The sequence below is a fragment of the Streptomyces sp. Tek67B01 genome, assembly GCF_055231995.1.
This window is the reverse complement of record NZ_JBUYUY010000001.1, coordinates 3,466,291-3,490,198: the sequence shown is the minus strand read 5'-3', so window position 1 is coordinate 3,490,198 and position 23,908 is coordinate 3,466,291. Positions and strand designations below refer to the sequence as shown.

13 protein-coding genes and 2 tRNA genes are annotated in these 23,908 nt (G+C 73.7%); 7 read left to right on the top strand and 8 right to left on the bottom strand.

The genetic code is table 11. The features are described 5' to 3' along the window. Window positions 1-184 precede the first annotated feature (184 nt). The gene (locus ACV7NM_RS15635) at window positions 185-2,596 is read left to right on the top strand and encodes a DEAD/DEAH box helicase (RefSeq protein ID WP_463410849.1); all 2,412 of its coding nucleotides are present in this window, start codon (window positions 185-187) and stop codon (window positions 2,594-2,596) included. A gap of 153 nt (window positions 2,597-2,749) precedes the next feature. On the opposite strand, the gene ACV7NM_RS15630 is transcribed toward ACV7NM_RS15635, so the two are convergent. Continuing rightward, a tRNA-Lys gene (locus tag ACV7NM_RS15630) sits at window positions 2,750-2,822 on the bottom strand. A 324-nt stretch (window positions 2,823-3,146) separates the two neighbouring features. Between ACV7NM_RS15630 and ACV7NM_RS15625 the strand changes: the two genes are divergently transcribed. The 3 genes from ACV7NM_RS15625 to ACV7NM_RS15615 all read left to right on the top strand — a co-directional run bounded on the left by ACV7NM_RS15625 (window position 3,147) and on the right by ACV7NM_RS15615 (window position 6,106). Then, window positions 3,147-3,220 (top strand) — tRNA-Met (locus ACV7NM_RS15625). Window positions 3,221-3,498: 278 nt separating this feature from the next. Next, window positions 3,499-4,668, top strand: coding sequence for a PP2C family protein-serine/threonine phosphatase (locus tag ACV7NM_RS15620; RefSeq protein WP_463413954.1), 1,170 nt, complete (start codon window positions 3,499-3,501; stop codon window positions 4,666-4,668). Between the two features lie 385 nt (window positions 4,669-5,053). Then, window positions 5,054-6,106, top strand: a complete 1,053-nt coding sequence (locus ACV7NM_RS15615) for a M23 family metallopeptidase (RefSeq protein WP_463410848.1) — start codon at window positions 5,054-5,056, stop codon at window positions 6,104-6,106. Here the strand turns inward: ACV7NM_RS15615 and ACV7NM_RS15610 are convergent. From ACV7NM_RS15610 to ACV7NM_RS15595, 4 genes are all read right to left on the bottom strand, one after another. Further along, window positions 6,096-7,388 (bottom strand): PrsW family intramembrane metalloprotease, encoded by a 1,293-nt coding sequence (locus tag ACV7NM_RS15610; protein WP_463410847.1) that lies wholly within the window; start codon window positions 7,386-7,388, stop codon window positions 6,096-6,098. The genes ACV7NM_RS15615 and ACV7NM_RS15610 overlap by 11 nt on opposite strands. Before the next feature lie 43 nt (window positions 7,389-7,431). Beyond that, window positions 7,432-8,244, bottom strand: coding sequence for a tRNA (guanosine(46)-N7)-methyltransferase TrmB (gene trmB / locus ACV7NM_RS15605; RefSeq protein WP_463410846.1), 813 nt, complete (start codon window positions 8,242-8,244; stop codon window positions 7,432-7,434). Window positions 8,245-8,680: 436 nt separating this feature from the next. Next, on the bottom strand, window positions 8,681-9,925 hold the full coding sequence (gene lhgO, locus ACV7NM_RS15600) for an L-2-hydroxyglutarate oxidase (RefSeq protein ID WP_463410845.1): 1,245 nt from the start codon (window positions 9,923-9,925) through the stop codon (window positions 8,681-8,683). Window positions 9,926-9,944: 19 nt separating this feature from the next. After that, window positions 9,945-11,600, bottom strand: a complete 1,656-nt coding sequence (locus ACV7NM_RS15595; protein ID WP_463410844.1) for a sporulation protein — start codon at window positions 11,598-11,600, stop codon at window positions 9,945-9,947. Window positions 11,601-12,256: 656 nt separating this feature from the next. Here ACV7NM_RS15595 and ACV7NM_RS15590 point away from each other — a divergent pair. Continuing rightward, window positions 12,257-14,527: an asparagine synthase-related protein gene (locus ACV7NM_RS15590; protein WP_463410843.1), complete on the top strand. Its 2,271-nt coding sequence runs from the start codon at window positions 12,257-12,259 to the stop codon at window positions 14,525-14,527. A gap of 1,274 nt (window positions 14,528-15,801) precedes the next feature. On the opposite strand, the gene ACV7NM_RS15585 is transcribed toward ACV7NM_RS15590, so the two are convergent. Continuing rightward, window positions 15,802-17,715 (bottom strand): sigma-70 family RNA polymerase sigma factor, encoded by a 1,914-nt coding sequence (locus tag ACV7NM_RS15585; RefSeq protein ID WP_463410842.1) that lies wholly within the window; start codon window positions 17,713-17,715, stop codon window positions 15,802-15,804. 339 nt (window positions 17,716-18,054) lie between these two features. Then, the gene (locus tag ACV7NM_RS15580; protein WP_463410841.1) at window positions 18,055-18,819 is read right to left on the bottom strand and encodes a TetR/AcrR family transcriptional regulator; all 765 of its coding nucleotides are present in this window, start codon (window positions 18,817-18,819) and stop codon (window positions 18,055-18,057) included. Window positions 18,820-19,160: 341 nt separating this feature from the next. Here ACV7NM_RS15580 and ACV7NM_RS15575 point away from each other — a divergent pair, with 341 nt between their 5' ends. After that, complete coding sequence (locus tag ACV7NM_RS15575; RefSeq protein WP_463410840.1) at window positions 19,161-20,612, top strand: NAD(P)/FAD-dependent oxidoreductase; 1,452 nt, start codon at window positions 19,161-19,163, stop codon at window positions 20,610-20,612. Between the two features lie 156 nt (window positions 20,613-20,768). Beyond that, window positions 20,769-22,502 (top strand): ATP-binding SpoIIE family protein phosphatase, encoded by a 1,734-nt coding sequence (locus ACV7NM_RS15570; protein ID WP_463413953.1) that lies wholly within the window; start codon window positions 20,769-20,771, stop codon window positions 22,500-22,502. An 85-nt stretch (window positions 22,503-22,587) separates the two neighbouring features. On the opposite strand, the gene ACV7NM_RS15565 is transcribed toward ACV7NM_RS15570, so the two are convergent. After that, window positions 22,588-23,877 (bottom strand): MFS transporter, encoded by a 1,290-nt coding sequence (locus ACV7NM_RS15565; protein WP_463410839.1) that lies wholly within the window; start codon window positions 23,875-23,877, stop codon window positions 22,588-22,590. Window positions 23,878-23,908 lie beyond the last annotated feature (31 nt).

The following is a 23,908-nucleotide window of genomic DNA, read 5'->3' as shown; positions in this document are numbered from 1 at the left end:
TTGCCAGACCCCGGGGAGGGTGCGTATGGTTATAGATCGTTTGATCCCATTGCCCGGCGCCGAATCCGAAGAGCGCCGTGTGGCGCGTACTCTCCCTAGCCGTGGCTGACCGCATTGAGGCGGTCGATTTGCGATTCACGGAGTTTGGGCGCGTGCCGAGACTCCGGAAGGTTTCGCATTTCGCATGTCCATTTCCAGTTCTGACCGTGCCGTCATGCCCGAGAACGACTCCAACGAGATCGTCGACGCCGTTGAGGCCCTTGTGGTCACCGAGGCCATCGAGGCCGCCGAGGCGAACGACATCATCGAGGCTCTTGAGGCCGATGTGACGACCGACCAGTCCACCGACACCGCCTCCGACGAGGCCGACGCCGACGCCGAGCCCGGCATCAGCTTCGGCGACCTCGGTCTGCCCGAGGGCATCGTGCGCAAGCTCGCCCAGAACGGTGTCACCGCCCCCTTCCCGATCCAGGCCGCGACCATCCCGGACGCCCTGGCCGGCAAGGACATCCTCGGCCGTGGCCGCACCGGCTCCGGCAAGACCCTCTCCTTCGGTCTGCCGACCCTGACCTCGCTGGCCGGCGGGCACACCGAGAAGAAGAAGCCCCGCGCGATCATCCTCACGCCGACGCGTGAGCTCGCGATGCAGGTCGCGGACGCCCTCCAGCCCTACGGCGACGTCCTCGGCCTGAAGATGAAGGTCGTCTGCGGCGGTACCTCCATGAGCAACCAGATCTACGCCCTGGAGCGCGGTGTCGACGTCCTCGTCGCCACCCCCGGCCGCCTGCGCGACATCATCAACCGCGGCGCCTGCTCCCTGGAGAACGTCAAGATCGCGGTCCTCGACGAGGCCGACCAGATGGCCGACCTCGGCTTCCTGCCCGAGGTCACCGAGCTGCTCGACCAGATCCCCGGCGGCGGCCAGCGCATGCTCTTCTCCGCCACCATGGAGAACGAGATCGGCACCCTGGTCAAGCGCTACCTGACCAACCCCGTCACGCACGAGGTCGACAGCGCCCAGGGCAACGTCACGACCATGACGCACCACGTGCTCGTCGTGAAGCCGAAGGACAAGGCGCCGGTCACGGCCGCCATCGCCGCCCGCAAGGGTCGCACCATCATCTTCGTCCGCACCCAGCTGGGCGCCGACCGCATCGCCGAGCAGCTCATCGAGGCCGGCGTGAAGGCCGACGCGCTGCACGGCGGCATGACGCAGGGCGCCCGTACCCGCGTCCTCGCCGACTTCAAGGACGGTTACGTCAACGCGCTCGTCGCCACCGACGTCGCCGCCCGCGGCATCCACGTCGACGGCATCGACCTGGTCCTGAACGTGGACCCGGCCGGTGACCACAAGGACTACCTGCACCGCTCGGGCCGTACCGCCCGCGCCGGCAAGTCCGGTGTCGTCGTGTCGCTGGCGCTCCCGCACCAGCGCCGCCAGATCTTCCGCCTGATGGAGGACGCGGGCGTCGACGCCTCGCGCCACATCGTCCAGGGCGTCGGCGCCTTCGACCCCGAGGTCGCCGAGATCACCGGTGCGCGTTCGCTGACGCAGGTCCAGGCCGACTCCGCGAACAACGCCGCCAAGCAGGCCGAGCGCGAGGTCGCCGACCTCACCAAGCAGCTGGAGCGCGCGACCCGTCGCGCCGCGGAGCTGCGCGAGGAGGCCGACCGCCTCGTCGCCCGTTCCGCCCGTGAGCGCGGCGAGGACCCGGAGGCCGCTGTCGCCGAGGTGGCCGAGGCCGCCGTGGCCGAGGTCGCGGCCGCCGTCGCGGCCGAGCCGGTCGTCGAGGAGCGCCCGGCCTTCCAGAGCCGTGACGAGCGTGGCAACTACGAGCGCCGCGACAACCGTCGTGACGACCGCGGTGGTGACCGCGGTGGTGACCGTGGTGGCTTCCGCTCCGGCGGTGACCGTCCGTCCGGTGGTTTCCGTCGTGACGACCGGGGTGGCGACAACCGTGGCGGTGGCTTCCGTCGCGACGACCGTCCCTCGGGTGGTTTCAACCGTGACGACCGCGGTGGCGACCGTGGCGGCTTCCGTCGCGACGACCGTCCCTCCGGTGGCTTCCGCTCCGGCGGTGACCGTCCGTCCGGTGGCTTCCGTCGTGACGACCGCCCCTCGGGTGGTTTCAACCGTGACGACCGCGGTGGCGACCGTGGTGGCTTCCGCTCCGGTGGTGACCGTCCGTCCGGTGGTTTCCGTCGTGACGACCGCCCCTCGGGTGGTGACCGTCCGTCCGGTGGTTTCCGTCGTGACGACCGTCCCTCGGGTGGTGACCGTCCGTCCGGTGGTTTCCGTCGTGACGACCGCCCCTCGGGTGGTGACCGTCCCTCCGGTGGTTTCCGTCGCGATGACCGTCCCTCGGGTGGTTTCAACCGTGACGACCGCGGTGGCGACCGTGGTGGCTTCCGCTCCGGTGGTGACCGTCCGTCCGGTGGTTTCCGTCGTGACGACCGTCCGTCCGGTGGCTTCCGCTCCGGTGGCGGCGACCGCCCCTACGGCCGTCGTGACGACAACCGCCCCTCCGGCTCCGGTTCCACCGGCTCCTTCGGTGGCCGTCGTGACGACAAGCCGCGCTGGAAGCGCAACGGCTGACGGCTGAACGCCCTCTGACGAAGACTCGGCCCCCACGGCACTCCGGTGCGGTGGGGGCCGAGCCCGTTCCCCGGCCCTTCCCCCGCCCTGTCGGCCCACGGAGACGACGAACGCCCCGCCCGGTTTCCACCGGGCGGGGCGTTCGTGGAGCAGTAGGCCATGTCGGACTCGAACCGACAACCAACGGATTAAAAGTCCGCTGCTCTGCCAATTGAGCTAATGGCCCTCGGCGTGCTCACCCCAGAGCATAGCCGCAGAGGGGCGGAAGGCCGATCGGGTATCGACCGGAACGGGCCGGGCGGCTTCCGGCCGGGGGGTGTCGGCGGGTGCGCGGGAGCGGCGATCGTGGGGCCGGGGGCGGGAACTTCCACCGCGCGGGCCGGTGTTCAGCCCTGTCGGATGTCGTGCCGGGTGGGGGCGTCTGACGGTGGGACTGCCCTGCGGAACCTTTCTGCACGCCTCTGACCTGCGGTTATGGCTGGCTGAGGGGGCTTCGTGAGGTTAATTGGCAAGGGGCGTCCCCCGAATGACGTAGAGTTGTGTTTACCGACGCGGGGTGGAGCAGCTCGGTAGCTCGCTGGGCTCATAACCCAGAGGTCGTAGGTTCAAATCCTGCCCCCGCTACTCAGTACGAAGGCCCGGTTCCCCTTGGGGAGCCGGGCCCTCGTCGTTCCCGGGCACGTTCCCGGTTCCCGGTGCCTGTTCCCGGTCCCTGTTCCTGATGGCCGTTTCCCGGTGTCCGTCGGCGTCGTCCGCGTGGTCGGCGTCGGTGTCGCCGCTGTCGTCGTCACCCGGACGGCCTTGGCCGGGTCGCCGTACGGGCCCGGCCGGCGGCAGCCTTGGGGGGCGAGGCGGCGGTGTGCCCGCACCCCGCGAGGGACCGGGCGGCAGGAGACAGTGTGGTGGGGCGGAGCCGGCAGGGCAGCGACGAGCGCGGGACGGGCGCCGGCGACGGTGTGGCCCGGGGGGTGGTCCGGTCGCTGCCGTTCCTCTTGATCGTCCTGGGCTTCGTCTTCGACCTGGCGTCCCCACCGAGCTTTACCGGCTCACCGTTCTTCTCCGCCGCTCCCCTGATCGCCGCGCCGCTCTACTCGTTCCGGGCGACCGCGCTGACCGGTTGTGCGGCCTCGCTCGCGGTGGTCGTCCTGCGCGCGTACGCGGACACGGGACGGCGGGCCGAGGCGCTGACCGAGCTGGCGACCGTGATGACGGTGTCCGGCATGGCGCTGCTGATCAATCGGGTCGTGCGGCGCAGCGGGGAGCGGCTCGCCTCGGCGCGCCAGATCGCCGAGGCCGCCCAACGCGCGGTGCTGCCCACGCCGGCCGAGCGGATCGCGGGTTTGCAGGTCTCCGCCCGGTACGAGGCCGCTCGGGCCGACGCCTTCATCGGCGGGGACCTCTACGCCGTGCAGGACACCCCGTACGGGGTGCGGCTGGTGGTGGGGGACGTACGGGGAAAGGGACTGGGGGCGGTGGAGGCCGTCGCGGTGGTGCTCGGAGCCTTCCGGGAGGCGGCGGAGACCGAGCCGACGCTGGAGGCGCTCGCCCAGCGGCTGGAGCGCGCCCTGGCCCGGGAGGGCGTGCGGCGGGACACCCTCGACGCGGTGGAGGGGTTCACGACCTGTGTCCTGGCCGAGGTCCCGGCGGACCGGGAGGTGCTGCGGATCGTCAACCGTGGCCATCCCGAGCCGCTGCTGCTGTATCCGGACGGCCGTCTGGAGGTGTTGGCGCCGGGCGAACCGGCGCTGCCGCTGGGGATGGGCGAGCTGGGGGCGTGGCCCGACCGGGCGGAGGAAGGGCCGTTCCCCGCAGGCAGCACGCTGCTGCTGTACACGGACGGGTTGACGGAGGCGCGGGACGCGGCGGGGGAGTTCTACGACCCGGCGGCCCGGCTCGGTGGGCGGATCTTCCCGGGGCCGGACGCGTTGCTGGACGCGTTGACCAGCGACGTGCGCAGGCACACGGGTGGCGGCGCCACGGACGACATGGCGCTGTTGGCCGTGGGCCGTCCGGCGCGGGGTCAACCGGACCGCCGCCGCACGGTTCCGGTGGTACGGCGCGGCGGAGCGTAGGCCCCGAGGGCCCGAACCGGCGGGGAGAGCGGGGTGGGACGGTCGGCGAGGGGCGATCGGGATGGGACCGTTTGGTGCCCACCGGCTCGTTACTCAAGGTGGTCGATCGGCGCCCTTGCGTGAGGTGGCGTGGCGGGTGCGCTGTACGGCCGGCGTGGCGCGAAGTAGCCGTTCTCTAGGGGGAGTTCGCCCCGATATCGCGGCAAACAGCCGCAATGTTCCGGCCAAGGCTGTGCAAGCGGTGGCCGATTGGGGTTAACGATCAATCGCCACAGCTTGGAATCACTCCCCCGTGTCTATTACCGTTCGATAACGCAGCGCGGTCGTCCCAGCCGTCGCAAGAGACGGCGCCGTGCGCGTTCCCGCCCATGAGGAGTGTGCCCCCGTGGCCTCCAACTCGCCTGCCCACGACGGCACCGACATCCAGGAAACGCCCACCGCCGGCGCCTGGGGCGAGTGGAACCCGACCGAGGACTCGGCCCGCCCGGTCCGCGGCAAGCACCGGGTGCCCAAGCCGCGCGGTGGGCTGGCCCGCAGTTCGACCGTGCTCGGTGTCGGCGTCATCGCGGCAGTCGGCGCGGGCGGCATCGCCACCGCGCAGGACCGGCCCCAAGCCGCCATATCCCTGCCCTCGTTCCCGGATCTGACGGGCGGCGGGGCGGCGGACGAGGGAGCCGGTCACACCGTCGAGGCGCCCTCCGCCGCGACGAACGCCCCGGCGGGAGAGCAGGGCCCCGCGTCGGCCCTCGGGCACGCCGACGCGGGCGAGGCGCTGCGCCATCGGATTCTCCAGCAGGCCGAGTCGCAGCACGACGCCGCCGAGCGCCAGGCCCGGGCGGAGGCGGAACGGGTGGCGCGCGAAGCCGCGGCCCAGGAGGCCAGGGCACAGCGCGAGGCGGCTCAGAAGGCGGCCGATGAGGCCCGCGCGGCCGCCGAGAAGCAGACCGCCGAGCAACAGGCCGCCGAGCAGCAGGCGGTTGCGAGGGCGGAGGCCCGGGCGGGAGCGGCCCACGCGGAGGGGGCGGGCGCGGGGAAGGCGGCCGGCGGTTACGCGCTGCCGACCTCCGCCTACACCCTCACCTCCCACTACGGGGACTCCGGTTCCATGTGGTCCTCCGGCCACCACACCGGCCTCGACTTCGCCGCGCCCACCGGCACCCCGGTGAAGGCCGTGGGCGGCGGGACCGTCATCTCGGCGGGCTGGTCCGGCGCGTACGGCTACCGGATCGTGCTCCGCCTCGATGACGGCACGGAGATCTGGTACTGCCACCTGTCGTCGATGTCGGTGACCGCCGGGGTGGTAGGCGCCGGGGAGACCATCGGTCGGGTCGGCGCGACCGGCAATGTCACCGGCGCCCACCTCCACCTGGAGGTACGCCGCGGTGGTTCCACGATGGACCCGCTGGCGTGGCTGACGTCCAAGGGCCTCAACGTCTAGCGTCCGCGACCGGGGTGCCCACAGTCCTGGCCCGCGCCGGCCTGGGACTCGGGGCGACGACGGGCCGGGCCGGTACCGGGACGGGGTCGAACCACGGTGGCAGGAGTTCCTCCATCACCGCCGCTCGGGCGAGAGCGGGTCCGGCGGTCGCCCGGCGCAGCCACAGGCCCCGCAGCAACTCCCGCTCGTGCACCGCGAAGTCCCGCTCCCGGACCGGGCCGCCCCGGCGGGCGCGGTGGCGTAGCAGGGCGAGGGCGGCCGCGTCCGCCTCGTACAGGGCGACGGCCCTGCCCGCGGCCCGGCCACCGCTACGCCGGGCCAGGGAACGGGCCAGCGAGCGGGCCGGGATCGAAGCCAGGGCCGGGACCTCGGCCGGACCCAGCCAGCCCGCGGCGGCGTACACCGCCAGCTCGGCGGCGACGGCCCGCAGCCGGCGCTCCCGTATCCGCACCGCCAGCCACAGCAGCAACCCGAACGCCGGGACCATCACGCAGCCGTAGACCACGTAGAACCCGTACTCCCCGAAACGCGAGGAACTGTTCCACAGGGCGTGCAGGCACATGGCGGCGACCAGCCCGAGCAGCGGCCGGCCGATCCGGCTCCGGCGGCGTCGGCCGAGCGCGGCCATGCCGAAGCCGAGTCCGGTGAGCACCGTGAACAGCGGGTGCGCGAACGGCGACAGCACTATCCGTACGAAGAAGGTCGCCGCCGTGACGGAATCCAGCACGCCGGTACCCTCTGCCGCGTCCTCGTCGAAGGCGTTGCCCAGATAGAGGATGTTCTCGGTGAAGGCGAAGCCGGTGGCGGTGAACCCGGCGATGACGAAACCGTCGGCCGGCCCGGCCAGCTGTCTCCTGCGGAACACGAACACCAGCAGCAGGGCCGCCGCTTTGGCGCTCTCCTCGACCACTGGGGCGATCAACACCGAGCCGAGCCGATCGGCATCGGAGGGGTCGGCGGTGGCCGCGGCTATCCACTGGGTGGCGAAGCTGTTGGCCAGTATGGCGATCAGCGCCGCGGCGCAGGCCCCCCAGCCGCAGCAGAACAGCAACTGCCGCCAGGGGCCGGGCGCGGCCCGCCCGAGCCACCGGAACGCCGCCATGAGCGGCGGTACCGGCAGCACGGCCAGGGCGAGGCCCACGCAGAAGCCGGCCGTGCCGGTCTGCTGCCGTACGAGTTCGAGGATCGCGACGCCGGGCGCGGCGAGCAGGACGACGAGCACGCGCGTACGGACCGGGTCCGACGGACGTACGAGCAGACCTGAGAGCGCTCGGTACTCCACGTCATCACCCTAGCGAGCCGGTCTGACACGGGGAGTGACGTTGTCAGTTCTCCGTGCGACGGAAGAGCAAGTCGTGTACCACGTGCCCCTTGTCGAGACCCTGACCCTCGAAGCGGGTGAGGGGACGGAAGTCGGGGCGGGGCGAATAGCCGCCGTCCGGCTGGGTGTTCTCGAACCGCGGGTGCGCCGTGAGCACTTCGAGCATCTGCTCGGCGTACGGCTCCCAGTCGGTCGCGCAGTGCAGGACCGCGCCCGGCGCCAGTCGGGTGGCGGCCAGGTCGAGGAACTCCGGCTGGATCAGGCGCCGCTTGTGGTGGCGCGCCTTGGGCCAGGGGTCGGGGAAGTAGACGCGCAGCCCGGCGAGGGAGTCCGGCGGCAGCATCTCGCGGAGCAGGATGATGGCGTCGCCGTTGGCGACGCGGACGTTGGTCAGCCCGCTCCGCTCGGCGAGGGCCAGGAGGTTGCCCTGGCCGGGGGTGTGAACGTCGGCCGCGAGGATGCCGGTGTCCGGGTCGGCGGCGGCCATCTGGGCGGTCGCCTCGCCCATGCCGAAGCCGATCTCCAGGACGACCGGGAGCCCGTCGAACATGGCCTTGAGGTCGATGACCTCGTGCCCGTCGATGTCCAGGCCCCAGGTGCCCCAGAGCCGCTTCAAGGCCTCGCCCTGCCCGGTGGTCACCCGGCTGCGGCGCGGCTGGAAGCTGCGGATGCGACGCTCGTGGTGCGAGCCGGCCGGGTCGGGGGCGGGCCCGTCGGGGAAGCGGGGCTCGGTGCGCCACTTCGGGGGCGTGTACGCGGCGGCGCCCTCTGCGGGGTCGTCGGCGCTCGACTGCTGGGGGTTCAGGGACTCAGACACAATGTGCCGATTCTACGACGCGGGCACCGCCCGGCTCCGCCCCCGGCGACCCGGGCACCGGGCCGCCCGGCGGCGCCGGCTTCGTCCGCGGACGGGTGGTGGCGCCGCCCCGTCCGCCGCGCCGGGGCGGGGGAGGGTGGGCAAGGGGCAGCCCGCAGGACCCCGCCCGCCCGATCAGGCCGTCCACCGCCACCCCGCCGTCCATCGCTGTCCGCCGCCGCCCCGCCGTTCACCGTCGCCCCGCCGGGCGGTGGCGCCGTCTGGCGGTGGCGGTTCGAAGGTCGGTCCTTTGCGGCAGGGCGGTTCTCCCCCGGCGACAGGCCGGTCCGCACGACAGGCCGGTCCGCACGACAGGCCGGTCCGCACGAGGCCGGTTCCCGGTGTGAGGCCGGTTACCGGTCATGGACAGGCCGGGTCCCGGGCCGCCGTACACGGGTCAGCCTGCGGCGAGTGCCGCCAAGGCGCGGCGTGCGACCTCGCGGCCGATCGGCAGCGACGCGGTCGCCGCCGGGGACGGGGCGTTCAGGACGTGCACCGTGCGCGGTGCCTCCCGGATCAGGAAGTCGTCCACCAGCGTCCCGTCCCGCAGTACGGCCTGGGCCCGCACCCCCGCCGCCGCCGGCACCAGGTCCGCCGACGAGACCGCCGGCAGCAGGCGCCGTACGGCCTCGGTGAAGGACCGCTTCGACAGCGAACGCCGGATCTCCCCCGTCCCGTACCGCCAGTGCCGCGCGGCCATCCGCCACGATCCGGGCCAGGCCAGCTCGTCGGCGAGGTCCCGCGGCGAGACCGTCCCCCAGCCGTACCCCTCCCGCGCGAGGGCCGGTACCGCGTTCGGCCCGACATGGACCCCGCCCCCGATGCCCCGGGTCAGATGGACCCCGAGGAAGGGGAAGGCCGGGTCCGGGACCGGGTAGACCAGCCCGCGAACCAGCGACGGCCGGGCCAGGTCGTAGTACTCGCCCCGGAACGGCACGATCCGCATCCCGGGTTCGTCCCCGGCGAGCCGGGCGATCCGGTCGCACTGCAGGCCCGCGCAGTTCACCAGCACCCGCGAGCGCACCACCGTCCCGGCCGTCGTACGCACGGCGACCCCGGCCGGGCGGCGCGAGATCAGGTCCACCGTCCCCCCGTAGACGATCTCCGCGCCCGAGGACTCCGCCAGCTGCGCCGCGACCCGCCCGTAGTCCACGATCCCGGTCGTGCCGACATGGATCGCGGCCAGGCCCCGCACCTCCGGCTCGTACTCCGCGATCTGTGCCGGGCCCAGCTCCCGCACCGGAATGCCGTTCTCCCGCCCCCGCTGCACCAGCGCGTGCAGCCGCGGCAATTCGTCCCGCTCGGTGGCGACGATCAGCTTCCCGGTCACCTCGTGCGCGATGTCGTGCTCCGCGCAGAACTTGACCATCTCGGCGGCCCCGCTCACCGCGAACCGTGCCTTCAGCGAGCCGGGGCGGTAGTAGATCCCGCTGTGGATCACCCCGCTGTTACGGCCCGTCTGGTGCCGGGCGGGGCCGGCTTCCTTCTCCAGGACGACCACCCGGGTGCCCGGAGCCAGACGTGACAAGGCATGCGCTGTCGACAGACCGACGATCCCGCCACCGATCACCAGCACGTCACAGTCCACGCCCACGCCCACGCCGCCGCCCAAGCCGACACCTCCCACCCCTGCATACTGCACCCCGCCACCGACAGCGCGGCTACGCGGGTGTCACCAGCAGTGGCCGGGCCCGTTCGCGCAGTTCCGCGACGCGCGGTTCGTCCCCGTACGGCTCCAGCCGGTGCAGGAGGTCCCGTACGTACTCGTTCGTCCGGGCGGAGGAGATGCGGCCCGCGACCTCCACCGCCCGCGTGCCCGCCGCGCACGCCGCGTCGAGGTTGCCCGACTCCAACTCGGCGACCGCGCTCACCACCAGGCGCAGCCCGTGGGAGCGCACGTACTCCTCCGTCGGACGGGACAGGGCCTGCTCGGTGAACCGACGCACCTGCCGGGGGAGTTTGAGGTCCCGGTAGCATTCCGCCGCATCAGCCGCGAAACGGTCGTACGAGTAGAAACCCAGCCAGGTCGGGTCGGGGTCGCCGTCCCGGGCCCGTTCCAGCCAGCCCTCCGCGGCCCGCAAGGCCGACCCGGCGGCGGCGGAGTCGCCCGCCTTCGCGTGCGCCCGCGCCTCCACGAGGCGGAAGAAGCTCATGGTGCGGGCGGTGGCCAGGCCGCGATTGCGCTCCGCGGCCGCCTGGGCGAGGTCCACGCCCTCGTCGGGGAAGTCCCGGTAGGTGGCCTGGAGGGACATGGAGGCGAGCACGTACCCGCCGAGCGGTACGTCGGCGGCCGCGCGGGCGAGCCGCAGCGCCTGGATGTAGTAGCGCTGGGCGGCCTCCTGCTGACCGGTGTCGAAGGCCATCCACCCCGCCAGCCGGGTCAGCTCGGCGGTCGCGCCGAACAGCGCCCGGCCCACCTCGTCCGTGTAGGAACCCAGCAGCAGCGGAGCCGCGTCCACCCGCAGGCACTCCGGCACCATGGACGAACGCCAGTCTCCGCCGCCGTACTTCGAGTCCCAGCGGCGGGCGTCCTCTGCGGCCTCGCGCAGCTTCGTCACATCGCTGTGCCCGACGCGCTGCGGCGAGGAGTCCGCGAACGCGCCGCCGCCCGCCCAAGTTCCCGACGCCGAACTTGTGCTTCCCGTGCCTGTGCTCCCCGTGTACGTGCTTCCCGTTGCCGCGCTTCCCGTTGCCGGGCGCGCCACTTCGGCACCCGGTTCGCGCGGCGCGTGCGTGGTGCGCGGGCTGTGCGGGGCCGGCGCCGGGGGACCGGCGGCCACCGAGGGCTCCACCGCCGCAGGCGGTACAGCCGCCGGCTCCCGCCCAGGTCCCGCGCCCCCCGGCTCGCGCGCCACCGAAGTGTCGGCGGGCGATATCAGCCAGCGGGAAGCGGGCGTCGCGTACGCCGACACGGCGAACGAACCGGCGAGCGACTGCCAGATCCCGCCGCCCCCGCGCCGCCCCGCCAAATCCAGCCGGTACAGATCGGTGGCCGACCGCACCGCCGCCCCCACGTCACGCGGAAAGGACAGCCCCACCTCCGGCGCCGGGTCCGCGTCCGCCAGCCCGATCTCGTGCAGCGGCACCGGACGCCCCAACTTCGCGCCGATGGCCGCGGCGATCAGATGCGGCGCCGCACCCTGCGGCACCATCCCCTTCGACACCCACCGGGCCACCGAGGTCTTGTCGTACCGGAGCGTCAGGCCGCGCTGCGCGCCGAGGTCGTTCACCCGCCGGGCCAGCCCGGCGTTGCTGATGCCCGCCAGGGCGAGCACGGCGCCGAGCTTCTCATTGGGCTCGCGGAGCTCCCTGGACATGCGCCACCCCTCGTCACACGCGGAACGCAGACGCCGCCGGGGCATAGGCGCCCGGCATTTCGTAAACCCAGCGTAGTTCCCCGCCTCCCAAGCGTTAAGGCCCCGACTTCCGTATGGCGAGATTGTTGTCCGCACGCACAGTCGGGAGGGGGCCCGTACCCGGGGCGCACGCGTCAGCGCGTGCTCCGCCCGTGGTGCCGTGCGCCCGGCCGTGCGCTCTGGCCGCCCGCCGGACCCGACGATTCGATGTCCGGTGCGTGGGTCGGCCCGCCGCGCGGATCCCGTGGGAACCGGGTGGGCCGAGGGATGCCGCTGCCTCAATCCCCGCGGGTGGCGGAACGGGCCGGGGGGTGGATCGCGCCCCCCGGGCCGCGCCCCGCCGACGGACCGTACGGGCCCGTCGCGGGCCGTCACGACCCCTCAGTACGGCCGAAGAATGGCTGAAACCGACCTATGGGACGGTGGGAACGGAACGCCAAATACCGTGTGCTGGGGGCGTGTTCGTTTGCATGTGCGCCCCCCGAACCCCTCTCGCACGCCATGTCTCGTGGCAGCATGGACCCCGAGCCACCCGGGGCCCCGGACGGTCGTGCCCGCACGCCGACCGCACTGCCCGTGCCCCGGTCATTTGCCCACAGGCTGGGGAGGCGGCGGCGGTGCGCTGGTTGGTCGGGTGGAGCAGTATCGCCGCGAGCTTCGGCACGGCCGGAAGGGTCTCCGGCCAGGGCGTTTCCGGCTCCGCGTCCGCATACGGGTCCACGGGCGGGTCCACGGGCGGCTCCGCGTACGGCTCGACGGCCCACACCTCCACCGCGTACGACTCCACCGCCGGGACCCCCTACGCGGATACCCCCCGCGGCGGCCTCGCGGACGCCGCCTACGCCGACGACCCGGCCGCCCAGGACGCCGAACGCACCGTCCACCCCGTCGGGGCACAACTCCTGTGGGGAGACCCCGACCCGCTCTGGGCCGTCGGAGACTGGCGCCCCGACGAGATCCGCACCATCACGGCCGACCCCACCGACCCCTTCACCCGGCTCGCCGTCCTCGGCTGCTGCGGCGCCACCGACGCCGAACTGCGCCGCGCGCTCTACGCCGCCAGGGGCGGGGCGCTGCGCCACCTCACCCAGTGGTCCGGCAGCTACACCGCCGTCGTACAGGCCGGCCGCAGGATCACCGTCCTCGGTGACCTCGCCGGCGCCCGACCCGTCTTCTACACGCCCTGGGCGGGGGGCACCGCGTACGCCACCGCCGCCCTGCCGCTCGCCGACCTCATCGAGGCACAGCTCGACATCGGCCATCTCGCCGCCCTGCTGGCCTGCCCCGACAGCCCCGAGGCACTGGGCGACGGCACACCGTACGTCGGCGTCCGACGCATCCCGCCCGGCCACACGCTGATCCTGCGCGAGGGCTCCAGGGAGATCACCGGATACGAACCGGTCGCCTCCCTCGCGGTCGCCGCCCCCGAAGCCGACCCCGAGCGCGCGGTGGAGGGCGTACGGGAAGCTTTGGTCGACGCGGTGCGCGCCCGGCTCACGGCGCCCCGGCATGCTCCCGACGCACTGGGTCCCGACCCCGGCCCGGTGCCCGGAATGGGTCCCGCCGACCGGCGCGCGGCACGCGGCGCCCCCGCACCCGTGCCCGGAGTCGGCGCCGACCTCTCCGGCGGCAGCGCCTCCGCGACCCTGGCCCTCCTCGCGGCAGGCCTGCCCGGAGTACCCGGAACCCTGCCCGGAACCGGCTCACGGCTCCTCGCCGTCACCTTCAACGACCTCGCCACACCCCTGGGGCGCGAGGCCGAACTGGAACGGGCCCACGCCATCGCGACCGACCCCCGGCTCCACCACGTCGTCGTGGCCGCCGCCGAGGAAGCCCTCCCGTACGCGGAACTCGACGGACCCCTGACCGACGAACCCGGACCCTCCCTCGTCTTCGCCGCGCGCGAGCGGCGCCGCCTGGCCGCCGGTTCCGCCGACCACTTCACCGGGCACGGCGCCCGCCAGGTCCTCGACGCGCACCCCGCCCGGCTGGCCGACCTCCTGATGGACCGCCGCAGACGCCACCTGCTGCGCCCGGTGGCCGCACTGGCGCGGACGGCGCCCGCGGACTCACGCTCCCTGCTGGTGCCGCTGACCGTCTACGCCGCGGCCCGCCGGCTCGCCCGTACCTCGTACCGCGCGGGCATGGAAGCAGCCGCGACCCGGCTGCGCGAAGGAGCGGTCGCGGCGGCCGCCGGCGGGCCGGTGGACGCCTCGCTGGCGGCCTTGACCTGGTCCAGGCCCGGACCTGCGGCGGGCTGGCTGACCGGCGAAGCGCTGGCGGAAGTATCGATCCGGCTCGCCACCGCCGCGGGCCGGCCACCGCTGTCCCTGCGCCCCGGCGAGGCCCGGGCCCGCGCCGCCCTGACCCGACACGCCGCCGACCACCGGGTCTTCGAGCAGGCCGTGGAGGTCCGCAGCCAGCGCCTGCACGCCCCGTTCCTCGACAACCAGGTCGTACGGGCCGCGCGGGCCCTGCCCGAGTCCCTGCGGGTACAGCCCGGGGCCCGGGCGACGATCCTGCGCAGCGTGCTGTCGGCCTCCGGGGTACGGGAACTCCCGCCGGGCTGGGGGGTGAGCTCCCCCGAGCCCAATGAGACGGCGACCCGCCTGGGGCTGCGCGCCGCCCTGACCTCCCTGCTGCCCCTGTTCACCGCACCGCTGTTGGCGGACGCCGGCCTGATCGAGGCCCGGGTGGTGCGCCAGGCCCTGCTCGACGCGGCGGACGGGCGGCCGGTGCCGCTGGACGGGCTGGCGGAACTCGTCTCGATGGAACTGTGGCTCCGCCGCCTGCTGGCCCGCCGCGGCACCTGCTGGACGGGCACTTCAACCCCCCGCCGCCGCGCGGTCCCAACCGGCCTCCCCCACCGCCGCCCGGCCCTCTCCTGACCCGCCGCCCGCAATCGCGGAGCCACCGGTGAAGGCGCGTCCGACCGCACCCTGCGTCCGAGGCGCCGGTTCGACCCCCGCATCGCCCCGCGCAGCCTTGGCCCCCCGGGCGGCCCCGCCCCCGTCCCTGTTCAGCCTCGCCGGCGTTTGAGGCGCGGGCCGGCTCCACGCTGCCCGGCGCAGCCCTGCGCCCGCCCGCGTGCCGGCGCCGTGCCCGCAGCACACCCCGCTCCGGGCACCGGGTCGTACCGCCCGCGCCGGGGTTCTGCGCGCGCAGTCATGCGGCGGCGTTCCTACGCAGCCCCGGTCCCGGGCACGTCGGGCCTCGCCGGCGTGGGTGGTACCAGGCGTTGAGCCGAGCCCCACGTTGCCCGGCGCAGCCGTGCCCGCTCGGGCGACACCCCCGCGCCCCGCGCCCGGACATGAACCGCCGGAGCTCCCGCCCCGTTGGGCGGCCACGGGTCGGCGGAGGATCCCCAAGCGGCCACCACCCGAGGCTGCGCCCCAGTTGTCCCCGCCACCCGGAGGCTGACCACCGCCGCACCCCGCCCCGGCCAACACCAGCAGCCTCGCCAGAGTCCAAGGCGTGGGGTGCGCGCTTGACCCCCGCGCGTCCCGGCGCACCCGGGGCTGCTCGGGCGACCGCCCGGGCTCGGCACGGGCTGCCCCCCTTGCCGGGCCGCGCCGGGGCCGCGTGGGTGACGGCGCCGTAGCCGACCCCCCGCCTCCGGAAACGTTCCGCCTCGCCGGCGTCCGAGGCGCCGATTCGGCCCCCGCATCGCACGGTCCGGCACAGCCTTGGCCGCCCGGGCGACGGCCCCGCCCGGTGCCTGTTCAGCCTCGCCAGCATCCGAGGCGCCGGTCCGGGTCCACACTGCCCGGCGCAGCCCTGCGCGCCCGCGCCCGCACCACCCGCCGAAAACCCCCGCCCACCCGGTCAGGGACCCGGCAGAATTGCCCGGTTTGCGGCCATGGCCTGACCTAAGGACTGGCGCGGATCGGGCCGGCCCTGGAGGCGGCCGTCACCGCCCACTGCGCCGAACGCGTCCTGGCGACCGTTGCCTCGTTACTCGCCTCCGCCAGGCGGCCCGCCAAATCCGTACGGGCCCTGGGGCCGCCATCCGTTTGGCGCGCGGGCCGGCCGCGGTCTGTCCCGGAGGCCACCGCACTGCGGGCGCTCCCGGGCAAGAACCTCGCCGCACTCGGACGGGCCCGCTACGCAGAGGAGGAGACGGCGGGCGCCGCACCCACCCCGGCCGCGGTCGCGGGGCTGCTCACCCGCAGTCGACGACCGCGTCGGCCCAGCTCGCGAGCGTCGGCAGCCGCCCCTCCCCGGCCCGCTCCACGACCAGCCGCAGCGTCCTGGTCCCGGCCAGCGGCACGTCGACGCCGACCGGGCCGTCGTCGTGGCCGAGGGCCCGGGACTGCCACAGCCGCCGTCCGTCCCCGTACACGGAGAACCGCACCTCGCCGTCGGTCAGCAGGGACATGCCGTCCACCCCGACCCGCGCCGAGAAGGCGCGGCACTGCTGGTTGAGGCTGATCTCCACCGACGAACGGGAGTCGACGGTGATCCCCTGCGCGAACCGTCGGCCACCCACGACCAGCCCCCAGCGCTGCCACACCCAGCTGCTGTGCCAGGTCTCGAGCTCGGGCCCGCTGTGCCGCCCGTACGCGGAGTGCTCCAACCGGGCCAGCTGGAACCCCTGCGGCGGCTTCGGCGCGGGCAGCGGGGACCGGGACGCGGCCGGGGACCTCGAAAGCGACGGCGACGGGGACGGCGACGGGGAAGCCGGCCGCTTGGCCACCGGCCTTCCGGACGGCGCCGCCACACTCGGCCGCGACGGTACGTGCACCTCCGCCACCGGTGACTCCGCCCGCGGCGGCCCCGGCTCCGCCACGGGCGGCGAGGCAGACCCGGGCGCATGCCGCACCGGCGCCGCCACCCCCGGCACCGGCGGTGCTGCGGCCTGCTGCTCGGCATCGTCCCCGGCCAGGGCGAACACCACCCCGGCGGCCGCCGCGACCGCGAGCCCGGCGGCGATGGCGGCCTTGGCGGGCATCCCCAACCCCTCGGACACCACCGCGCTCCCGGCCCCTCCCCCCGCCCCTCCCGCCCCCGCTCCCGCGGCTCCGGCACCCGCCGTGGAACCTCCGGCCGCCGCTGCGGCAGCCCCGGCCCCACCGGCGGCCAACGCCCCACCCGCCACCACACCGGCCGCCTTCGCCGCGTACCCGGCGGCGAACCACCCGATGACCGCGACCGGCAGCAGTGCGGGAATCCCCGCATTCACGTCCTTCAGCTCCCGCGCGGCCAGCCGGCATTTGGCGCACTCCTCCAAGTGCTTGCGCAGCCCCCGCTCCGCCCGCAGCCGCAGACCGCCCCGCGCGTACGCGCCCAGCCGGTCCGCGTACCGGGCACAGTCGCCGCCCTCACTCAGCGCCGAGCTCACATGCGCCTGGAGGTAGGCCTGCTTGAGGCCCTCACGGGCCCTGACGGCCAGCACTGCCGTGGCGTTGGCGCTCAGCCCGAACAACGGGGCGATCGCGCTCGGCGTCGACTCCTCCACGGTGGTGTGCCAGAGCACCGCCTGCCACCGCTCGGGCAGGCTGCGGAACGCCTGCATCGCCAGCGATCGCTCGGCCTCGTGCATGGCCCGCACATCGGCGCCCAGTTCCAGGGTGTCGTCCCCCGACACCCCGCCCAACCCGCCGCCGGCCTCCGTACCCGCGGTCGCCTGCTCGGCGAACACCGCGAAGTCCTCGACCAGATGCTCCCGCTTGGCCGTCTTCGCCCAGGTCGCGGCGACCCGTCGTACGGTCGTCAGCAGGTAGGCCCGCACCGAGTGGTCCGGCCCGGCTCCGCCCCGTACCGCCTGTAGCGTCCGCGCGAACACCTCGGCGGTCAGGTCGTCGGCGGTGTGCACGTCCCGACAGCAGGTGCGCGCGTAGCGTCGTACGGCATCGGCGTGCCGGCGGAACAACTCCTCGTAGGCGCCGTCGTTCCCGGCGCGCATCCGGGCGAGCAAGTCGGCGTCGGAAGGCGGGAGTTCTCCACCCGAGCCACCCGCGGCGGCGTGCCGGCCGGGGCGTTCACGCTGCGCCGGTACCTGCCGGGCGGGCATTCCGCCGGCCTCGGCCTTGTCACCGGCGTCACCGACCGACTCGCTCCGCCCGTCAACGCTCATCGCGGAAGCCTCCGCACGCCACACTCAACCGGTACACCGGCCCAGCGTGGCACACGGCACAGGCGCCCCGGGCAGCTCTCCGCACCATCCACTCGTCCGGGGACGATCCGGCCGAGCGCCGTACCGATCCCCACCCGTTCGAGTGGCCGACGTTCGAGTGAGGCACCTCCCGGCCGCCCACTCAGCCCGGCGGCCCACTCAGCCCGGCCGGCGACCCGGCCACTCGGGCAGGAGCCCGCTCAGCCCGGCCACTCGGGCAGGCGCCCGCTCAAGTCATGCAGGCCAGCCCCCGCTCAAGTCGCCAACCCCGCGAGCCGCCCCGACGAGACCCGCCCGGCGTCACGCCGTCCGCGAGCGCAGCCCCTCCAGCAGGATGTCGAGCAGCCGCGCGGACGCGGCGGCCTGGTGCGCCGGGTCCGGGAGTGCCGGAGCGGCGGTCGCTATCACCAGCAGCACATCGGCCACCGTGACATCGGCGCGCAGCTCGCCCGCCTCCCGGGCGCGGTCCACGAGCCGGCCCACGACCTCCAGCAGCGCGGCGGCCCCGGACTCCTCGGCCGGCTCCTCCTGGGCGGTCCGCGAGCCGACCACACGCAGGTCCGGGGCTCCCGCCACGACGGCCTGCCGCTGGTGCGGAACGCGGACGGCGTCCGCCTCCTCGACGCCGTCCTCCTCGGCCCCGCCGACCCGCAGCACCTGCGGCGGCAGCAGCCGTCCTGCTCCCGACGCCACCGAGGTGCGCAGGAAGCGGGAGAGGGCCTGCCACGGCTCCTCCTCCTGGCCCAGCGCGGCCTTCGCCTGGTCGGTCAGCCGGGCGGTCTCCTCGTCGGCTATCCGCCGGACCAGCACGTCCTTGCTCGGGAAACGCCGGTACACGGTTCCGACACCGACCCGCGCCCGCCGGGCCACGTCTTCCATCGGCGCCCCGTAGCCCAGCTCGCCGAACACCTCGCGCGCCGCGCGCAGGACGTGTTCGAGGTTGCGCTGGGCGTCGACGCGCAGGGGCGTGGAACGGCCCACGCCGTGAGTCGTCGCGCCAGTCATCACGCGGCCGCTGTCAGCGGACAGAGCGGTCGCAGAACCATGGAAATCGGACATGTTCATATGTATCCCCCGGTAATCTTTTGTCTCCCCCCGGAGACACTCCCCGCCTTCGTGCCGAGGTGGGCCACGGTCAGTGGGCCCCGGTCCTGCTCCTCGACGAGATACGAACATAGTTGAGCCAGAGTCAATTCAGAAGAGGCAGCCCCGCACGGAGCACCGCCCGATCGGAGCATTCACCCCCACTTTTCCGGCGGAAGCCTCCGGAATCATCGCCTCCGCACCCTCTGACCTGCTGCGCTTCTCTCGTATCCAGACCCTGGGACACCCCCGTCCCACCCCTCCCCCCGGTCACACAATTTGCCCAGCCTGTGGACAAACTCCCAGCCACGTTGCGTCATGGGATGGTGAAGGCTGCTAACTCCCCGGGCACGGCACCCGGCACCCCGCCCCGCGCGCGCGTCCTCGTCGTCGGCGGCGGGTACGTCGGCATGTACACGGCCCTCCGGCTCCAGCGGAAGCTGAGACCGGGCGAAGCCGAGGTCACGGTGGTCACTCCGGACCCCTACATGACGTACCAGCCCTTCCTCCCCGAGGCCGCCGCCGGAGCCATCTCCCCGCGCCACGTCGTCGTCCCGCTGCGCCGCGTCCTCGACAAGTGCCGCATCGTCATCGGTGAAGCCGAGCACATCGACCACGCCAAGCGCACCGCGACCGTCTCCACCCTCGCCACCGCCGACGAGGGAACGGGCCCGATGCACATCGAGTACGACGAACTCGTCCTCGCGCCCGGCTCCATCTCCCGCGCCCTCCCCATCCCGGGACTCGCCGACTACGGCATCGGCTTCAAGAGCGTCGAAGAGGCCATCGGCCTGCGCAACCACGTCATCGAACAGATGGACATCGCCTCCTCCACCCGCGATCCCGCGATCCGCGACGCCGCCCTCACCTTCCTCTTCGTCGGCGGCGGTTACGCCGGCGTCGAAGCGCTCGGCGAGCTGGAGGACATGGCCCGGTACGCGGCCCGGTACTACCACAACATCAAGCCCGAGGACATGAAGTGGGTGCTGGTCGAGGCCAGCGACCGGATCCTCCCCGAAGTGGGCCCGGAGATGGGCGTCTACACCGTCCGTGAACTGCGCAGACGCAACATCGACGTCCGTCTCGAAACCCGCCTCGAATCCTGCGAGAACCGCGTCGCCGTCCTCAGCGACGGCTCCCGCTTCCCCACCCGTACCGTCGTGTGGACCGCCGGCGTCAAACCGCACCCGATCCTCGCGGCCACCGACCTGCCCAAGAACGAACGCGGCCGCCTCGCCTGCACCGCCTTCCTCACCGTCGAAGGCGTCGAACACGCCTGGGCCGCCGGCGACGCCGCCGCCATCCCCGACATCACCGCGGACGAATCCGGCCGCGAATGCGCCCCCAACGCCCAGCACGCCGTCCGCCAGGCCAAGGCCCTCGCCGACAACCTCGTCGCCGCGCTGCGCGGCGAGGTCCTCACCGAGTACGCGCACAAGTACGCCGGCTCGGTCGCCTCCCTCGGCCTCCACAAGGGCGTCGCGCACATCTACGGCCGCAAGCTCAAGGGCTACCCCGCCTGGTTCATGCACCGCGCCTACCACCTCAGCCGCGTCCCCACCTTCAACCGCAAGATGCGCGTGCTCGCCGAGTGGACCCTCTCCGGCCTGTTCAAGCGCGAGATCGTCTCCCTCGGTTCCCTGGAACACCCCCGCGCCGAGTTCGAACTCGCCGTAGGTGGCACCCCCAAGCCCCCGCCCGCGTCCACGCCCCCACCACCGCCCGCACCCCCATCGGGCCCCGCCGCCAACCCCCCGAAAGACAAGGGGGACTGACGCTGTCAGTGCGCCCGGCCACACTGGACGTGTGACCATAGGTGGGCTCACACCTGCACAGAGTGACACCGTCCAGCGCTCGACCCCGGGGGCAGCTCCCGGCCGTTGCTGGGGCAGATACAGCGACCACTTGCGACACCACGAGGCTTGAACGCAGTGAACTTCACGCGCTGGAGCGCACGGTTCCCCGGAACGCAGCGCCGCGCCGCCGCCCGGACCGAACACGCCGCCGCCCAGGCCAAACGGGGTGAGGGCTCGGTCCCGGCGGCCCGCGGCGCGGCCACCTCCTCCCCGCCCCCGCCCCCGGAGGGGGTCCCCGCCGACCCCACCGTCCGCGGCACCGGCACGGGCCCCCTCACGGCAGTGCCGTCCCTCGACGAACTCTCCGCGCGGGAAGTGCTCGGCCTGCTCCCCGCCCTCGTCGCGCTCGTCCACGGCCCCGAGCACCGCGTCGCCTACGTCAACGACGCCTACACCGCCGGCTTCGGCGCCCGCACCACCGGCGCCCCCGCGCACCTCGCCCTCCCCGAACTCGGCGAGCTCGGCCTGCTCCCGCTCCTCGACCAGGTCCAGCGCAGCGGCAAGCCCCGTACCGCCAAGAACCGCTCCGCACCCGGCGGCGGCAGCTCCTACACCGTCACCTGCACCCCCGTCTCCTTCCCCAAGGCCGGCGGCGAGGGCCGAACCGACCCCCACCACACCGGTGTCCTGGTCCACCTCGCCGACGTCACCGACCACGCCGAGGCCGCCGAACGCCTGCGCGCCAGCGAGCGACGCCAGCGCGAGGCCGCCGTCACCCTCCAGCGCTCCCTCCTCCCGCAGGAACTGGAACAGCCCGACGACCTCCGTATCGCCGCCACCTACCAGCCCGGCGGCACCGAGGCGGCCGTCGGCGGCGACTGGTACGACGTCATCACCCTCGGCGCCGGCCGCACCGCCCTCGTCATCGGCGACGTCATGGGCCGCGGCGTCCGCGCGGCAGCCGTCATGGGTCAGCTGCGCACCGCCGTCCGCGCCTACGCCCGCCTCGACCTCCCGCCCCACGAGGTGCTCCAGCTCCTCGACGGCCTCGCCGCCGAGATCGACGCCAGCCAGATCGCCACCTGCGTCTACGCCGTCCACGACCCCAACGAAGGCCTGCTCGCCTACGCCTCCGCCGGGCACCTCCCCATCCTGGTCCGCGACGAGGAAGGCACCGTACGCCGCGCCGCCGACCCCACCGGCCCGCCGCTCGGCACGGGCGGTTGGCTCCACACCTCCGGCACCATCGCGCTCGGCCCCGGCTCCACCGCCGTCCTCTACACCGACGGCCTGGTCGAACGCCGTGGCGAGGACATCGACGAAGGCGTCGCAGCTCTGGAACGCGCCCTCTCCGGCGCCCAAGGAACCCCGGCCGTCATCTGCGACCGCCTGATGCGCGCCCTCGGCATCGACGCCGACCACGACGACGACGTCGCCGTCATGGTCCTCCAGCAACCCGCCCGCACCGGCGCCGACGCCGAGCTCTTCCACAACGCCGCCCTAGAACTGCTCGGCGGAGTCGAGGCCGCCCCCCGCGCCCGCGCCTTCGCACAGGGCGTCCTCACCTCCTGGCGCTTCCCCGTCGAGCTGTGCGACCTCGGAGTCCTGGCCGCGAGCGAACTCGTCGCGAACTCCCTCCAACACGGAACCCCGCCCATGCGGCTCCGGCTGCGGCGCACCGACCGCCGCCTGATCGTCGAGGTCACCGACGGCGACGACCACCTCCCGCGCCGCCGCCGCGCCGAGCCCGCCGACGAGACCGGCCGGGGCATCTCCATCGTCGCGACCATCGCCTCCAGCTGGGGCACCCGCCGCACCCCCGGCGGAGGCAAGGCCGTCTGGTGCGAATTCGCCCTGCCGACCACTTAGCCGGACACGGAGAAGGCCCGGTCACCACGGACCGGGCCTTCTCCCCACATCACCTCTACGCCCACACCCACGCCCAGCCCACGGACTACACGGCGACGGGTACCGGCACCTGTACGGCGGCCGGCTCCACCCGCACCACGACCTTGGCCGTCGACGGGTTGTCCTGCACGGCGGTCAGCTGCTTGCCGATCCGCAGCGCCAGCCACGAGATCCCCAGCGAGACGGCGATGAAGACCCCGATGTAGAGCATCGGCACGCCCGCACCCAGCGGCACACCGAGCGGCCCGAGGGCCAGCGCCATCTGCTTGACCAGCGCGAACGCCGAGTTGTACTGACCCACGGAACCCTCCGGCGCCAGATCCGCCACCAGCGGGGCGAGCGTCGGCGACAGCATGGCCTCACCGATACCGAAGAGCGCGTACGTCGTTACGAACGCACCGGCGGCCATCAGCGTGCTTCCGTGCCCCAGCCCGGAGAACCCGGCGATCACCCACGCCCCCGTCCAGATCAGACCGACCAACGCGATGACCCTGGAACGCCGACGCTTCTCGACCAGCTTCAGCACGACGAACTGCGCGACGACGATCGCCCCCGTGTTGGCGGCGAGCGCGAACCCCAGGGTCGACGGGGAGATCCCCGCGGCCTCGGTCCCGAAGGCGGCGAGCCCGGATTCGAACTGCCCGTAGCAGGCGAAGAAGATCACGAAGCCCAGCACCAACAACTTGACCATGGCCTGGTGCCGGAGCATCCGCTTCCAGCCGCCCCCGGCCCCCGGGTCCTTCGGTACGGCGTCCTTGATGCTCGGCGCGTGCGGCATGCGCACGGTGGCGATGACGCCGGCCAGCACCAGGAACATCACGGCCTCGATGCCGAAGAGCATGGTGAAGCTGCCCGGGCGGCCGACATCCACGATCTGACCGCCGATGAGGCCGCCGATGCCCAGCCCCAGGTTCTGCATGAAGAACTGGAGGGCGAAGGCGCGCGTCCGGGTGGACGGGGTGGAACACCACACGATCATGGTGGCCAGCGCGGGCTGCATCACGGCCTGCCCGGCACCGAGCGCCAGAGCGGACAGCAGGACCGGTACGACACCGGTGGACAGCCCCAGCGACAGCGCGCCGGCGGCCGCGGCCACCGCGGCACCCATCACGACCGGGACCGGACCACGCCGGTCGATGACGCGACCGGTGAAGGGCAGCGCGATCAGAGCACCCAGCGCGAACGCCACGAACGCGCTCGTGGCAGCCATGGAACCCAGACCTCGCACCTGCGCCACGTAGATGTAGAGGAACGGAACCGTGAAGCCGATGCCGAACGCGGTCAACGCGTTGCCGGCCTGGATCCGCCGCATCGCAGCGCCCATCACCTTGGTCACTTCTCACCCACCCCAATAACTGAAGCCTGAA

Coding starts and splice junctions, on each gene's coding strand:
- ACV7NM_RS15635 (WP_463410849.1), top strand. CDS start 185: ATGTCCATTTCCAGTTCTGACCGTGCCGTCATGCCCGAGAACGACTCC.
- ACV7NM_RS15595 (WP_463410844.1), bottom strand. CDS start 11,600: ATGTCCAGGGAGCTCCGCGAGCCCAATGAGAAGCTCGGCGCCGTGCTC.
- ACV7NM_RS15585 (WP_463410842.1), bottom strand. CDS start 17,715: ATGAGCGTTGACGGGCGGAGCGAGTCGGTCGGTGACGCCGGTGACAAG.
- ACV7NM_RS15580 (WP_463410841.1), bottom strand. CDS start 18,819: ATGAACATGTCCGATTTCCATGGTTCTGCGACCGCTCTGTCCGCTGAC.
- ACV7NM_RS15575 (WP_463410840.1), top strand. CDS start 19,161: ATGGTGAAGGCTGCTAACTCCCCGGGCACGGCACCCGGCACCCCGCCC.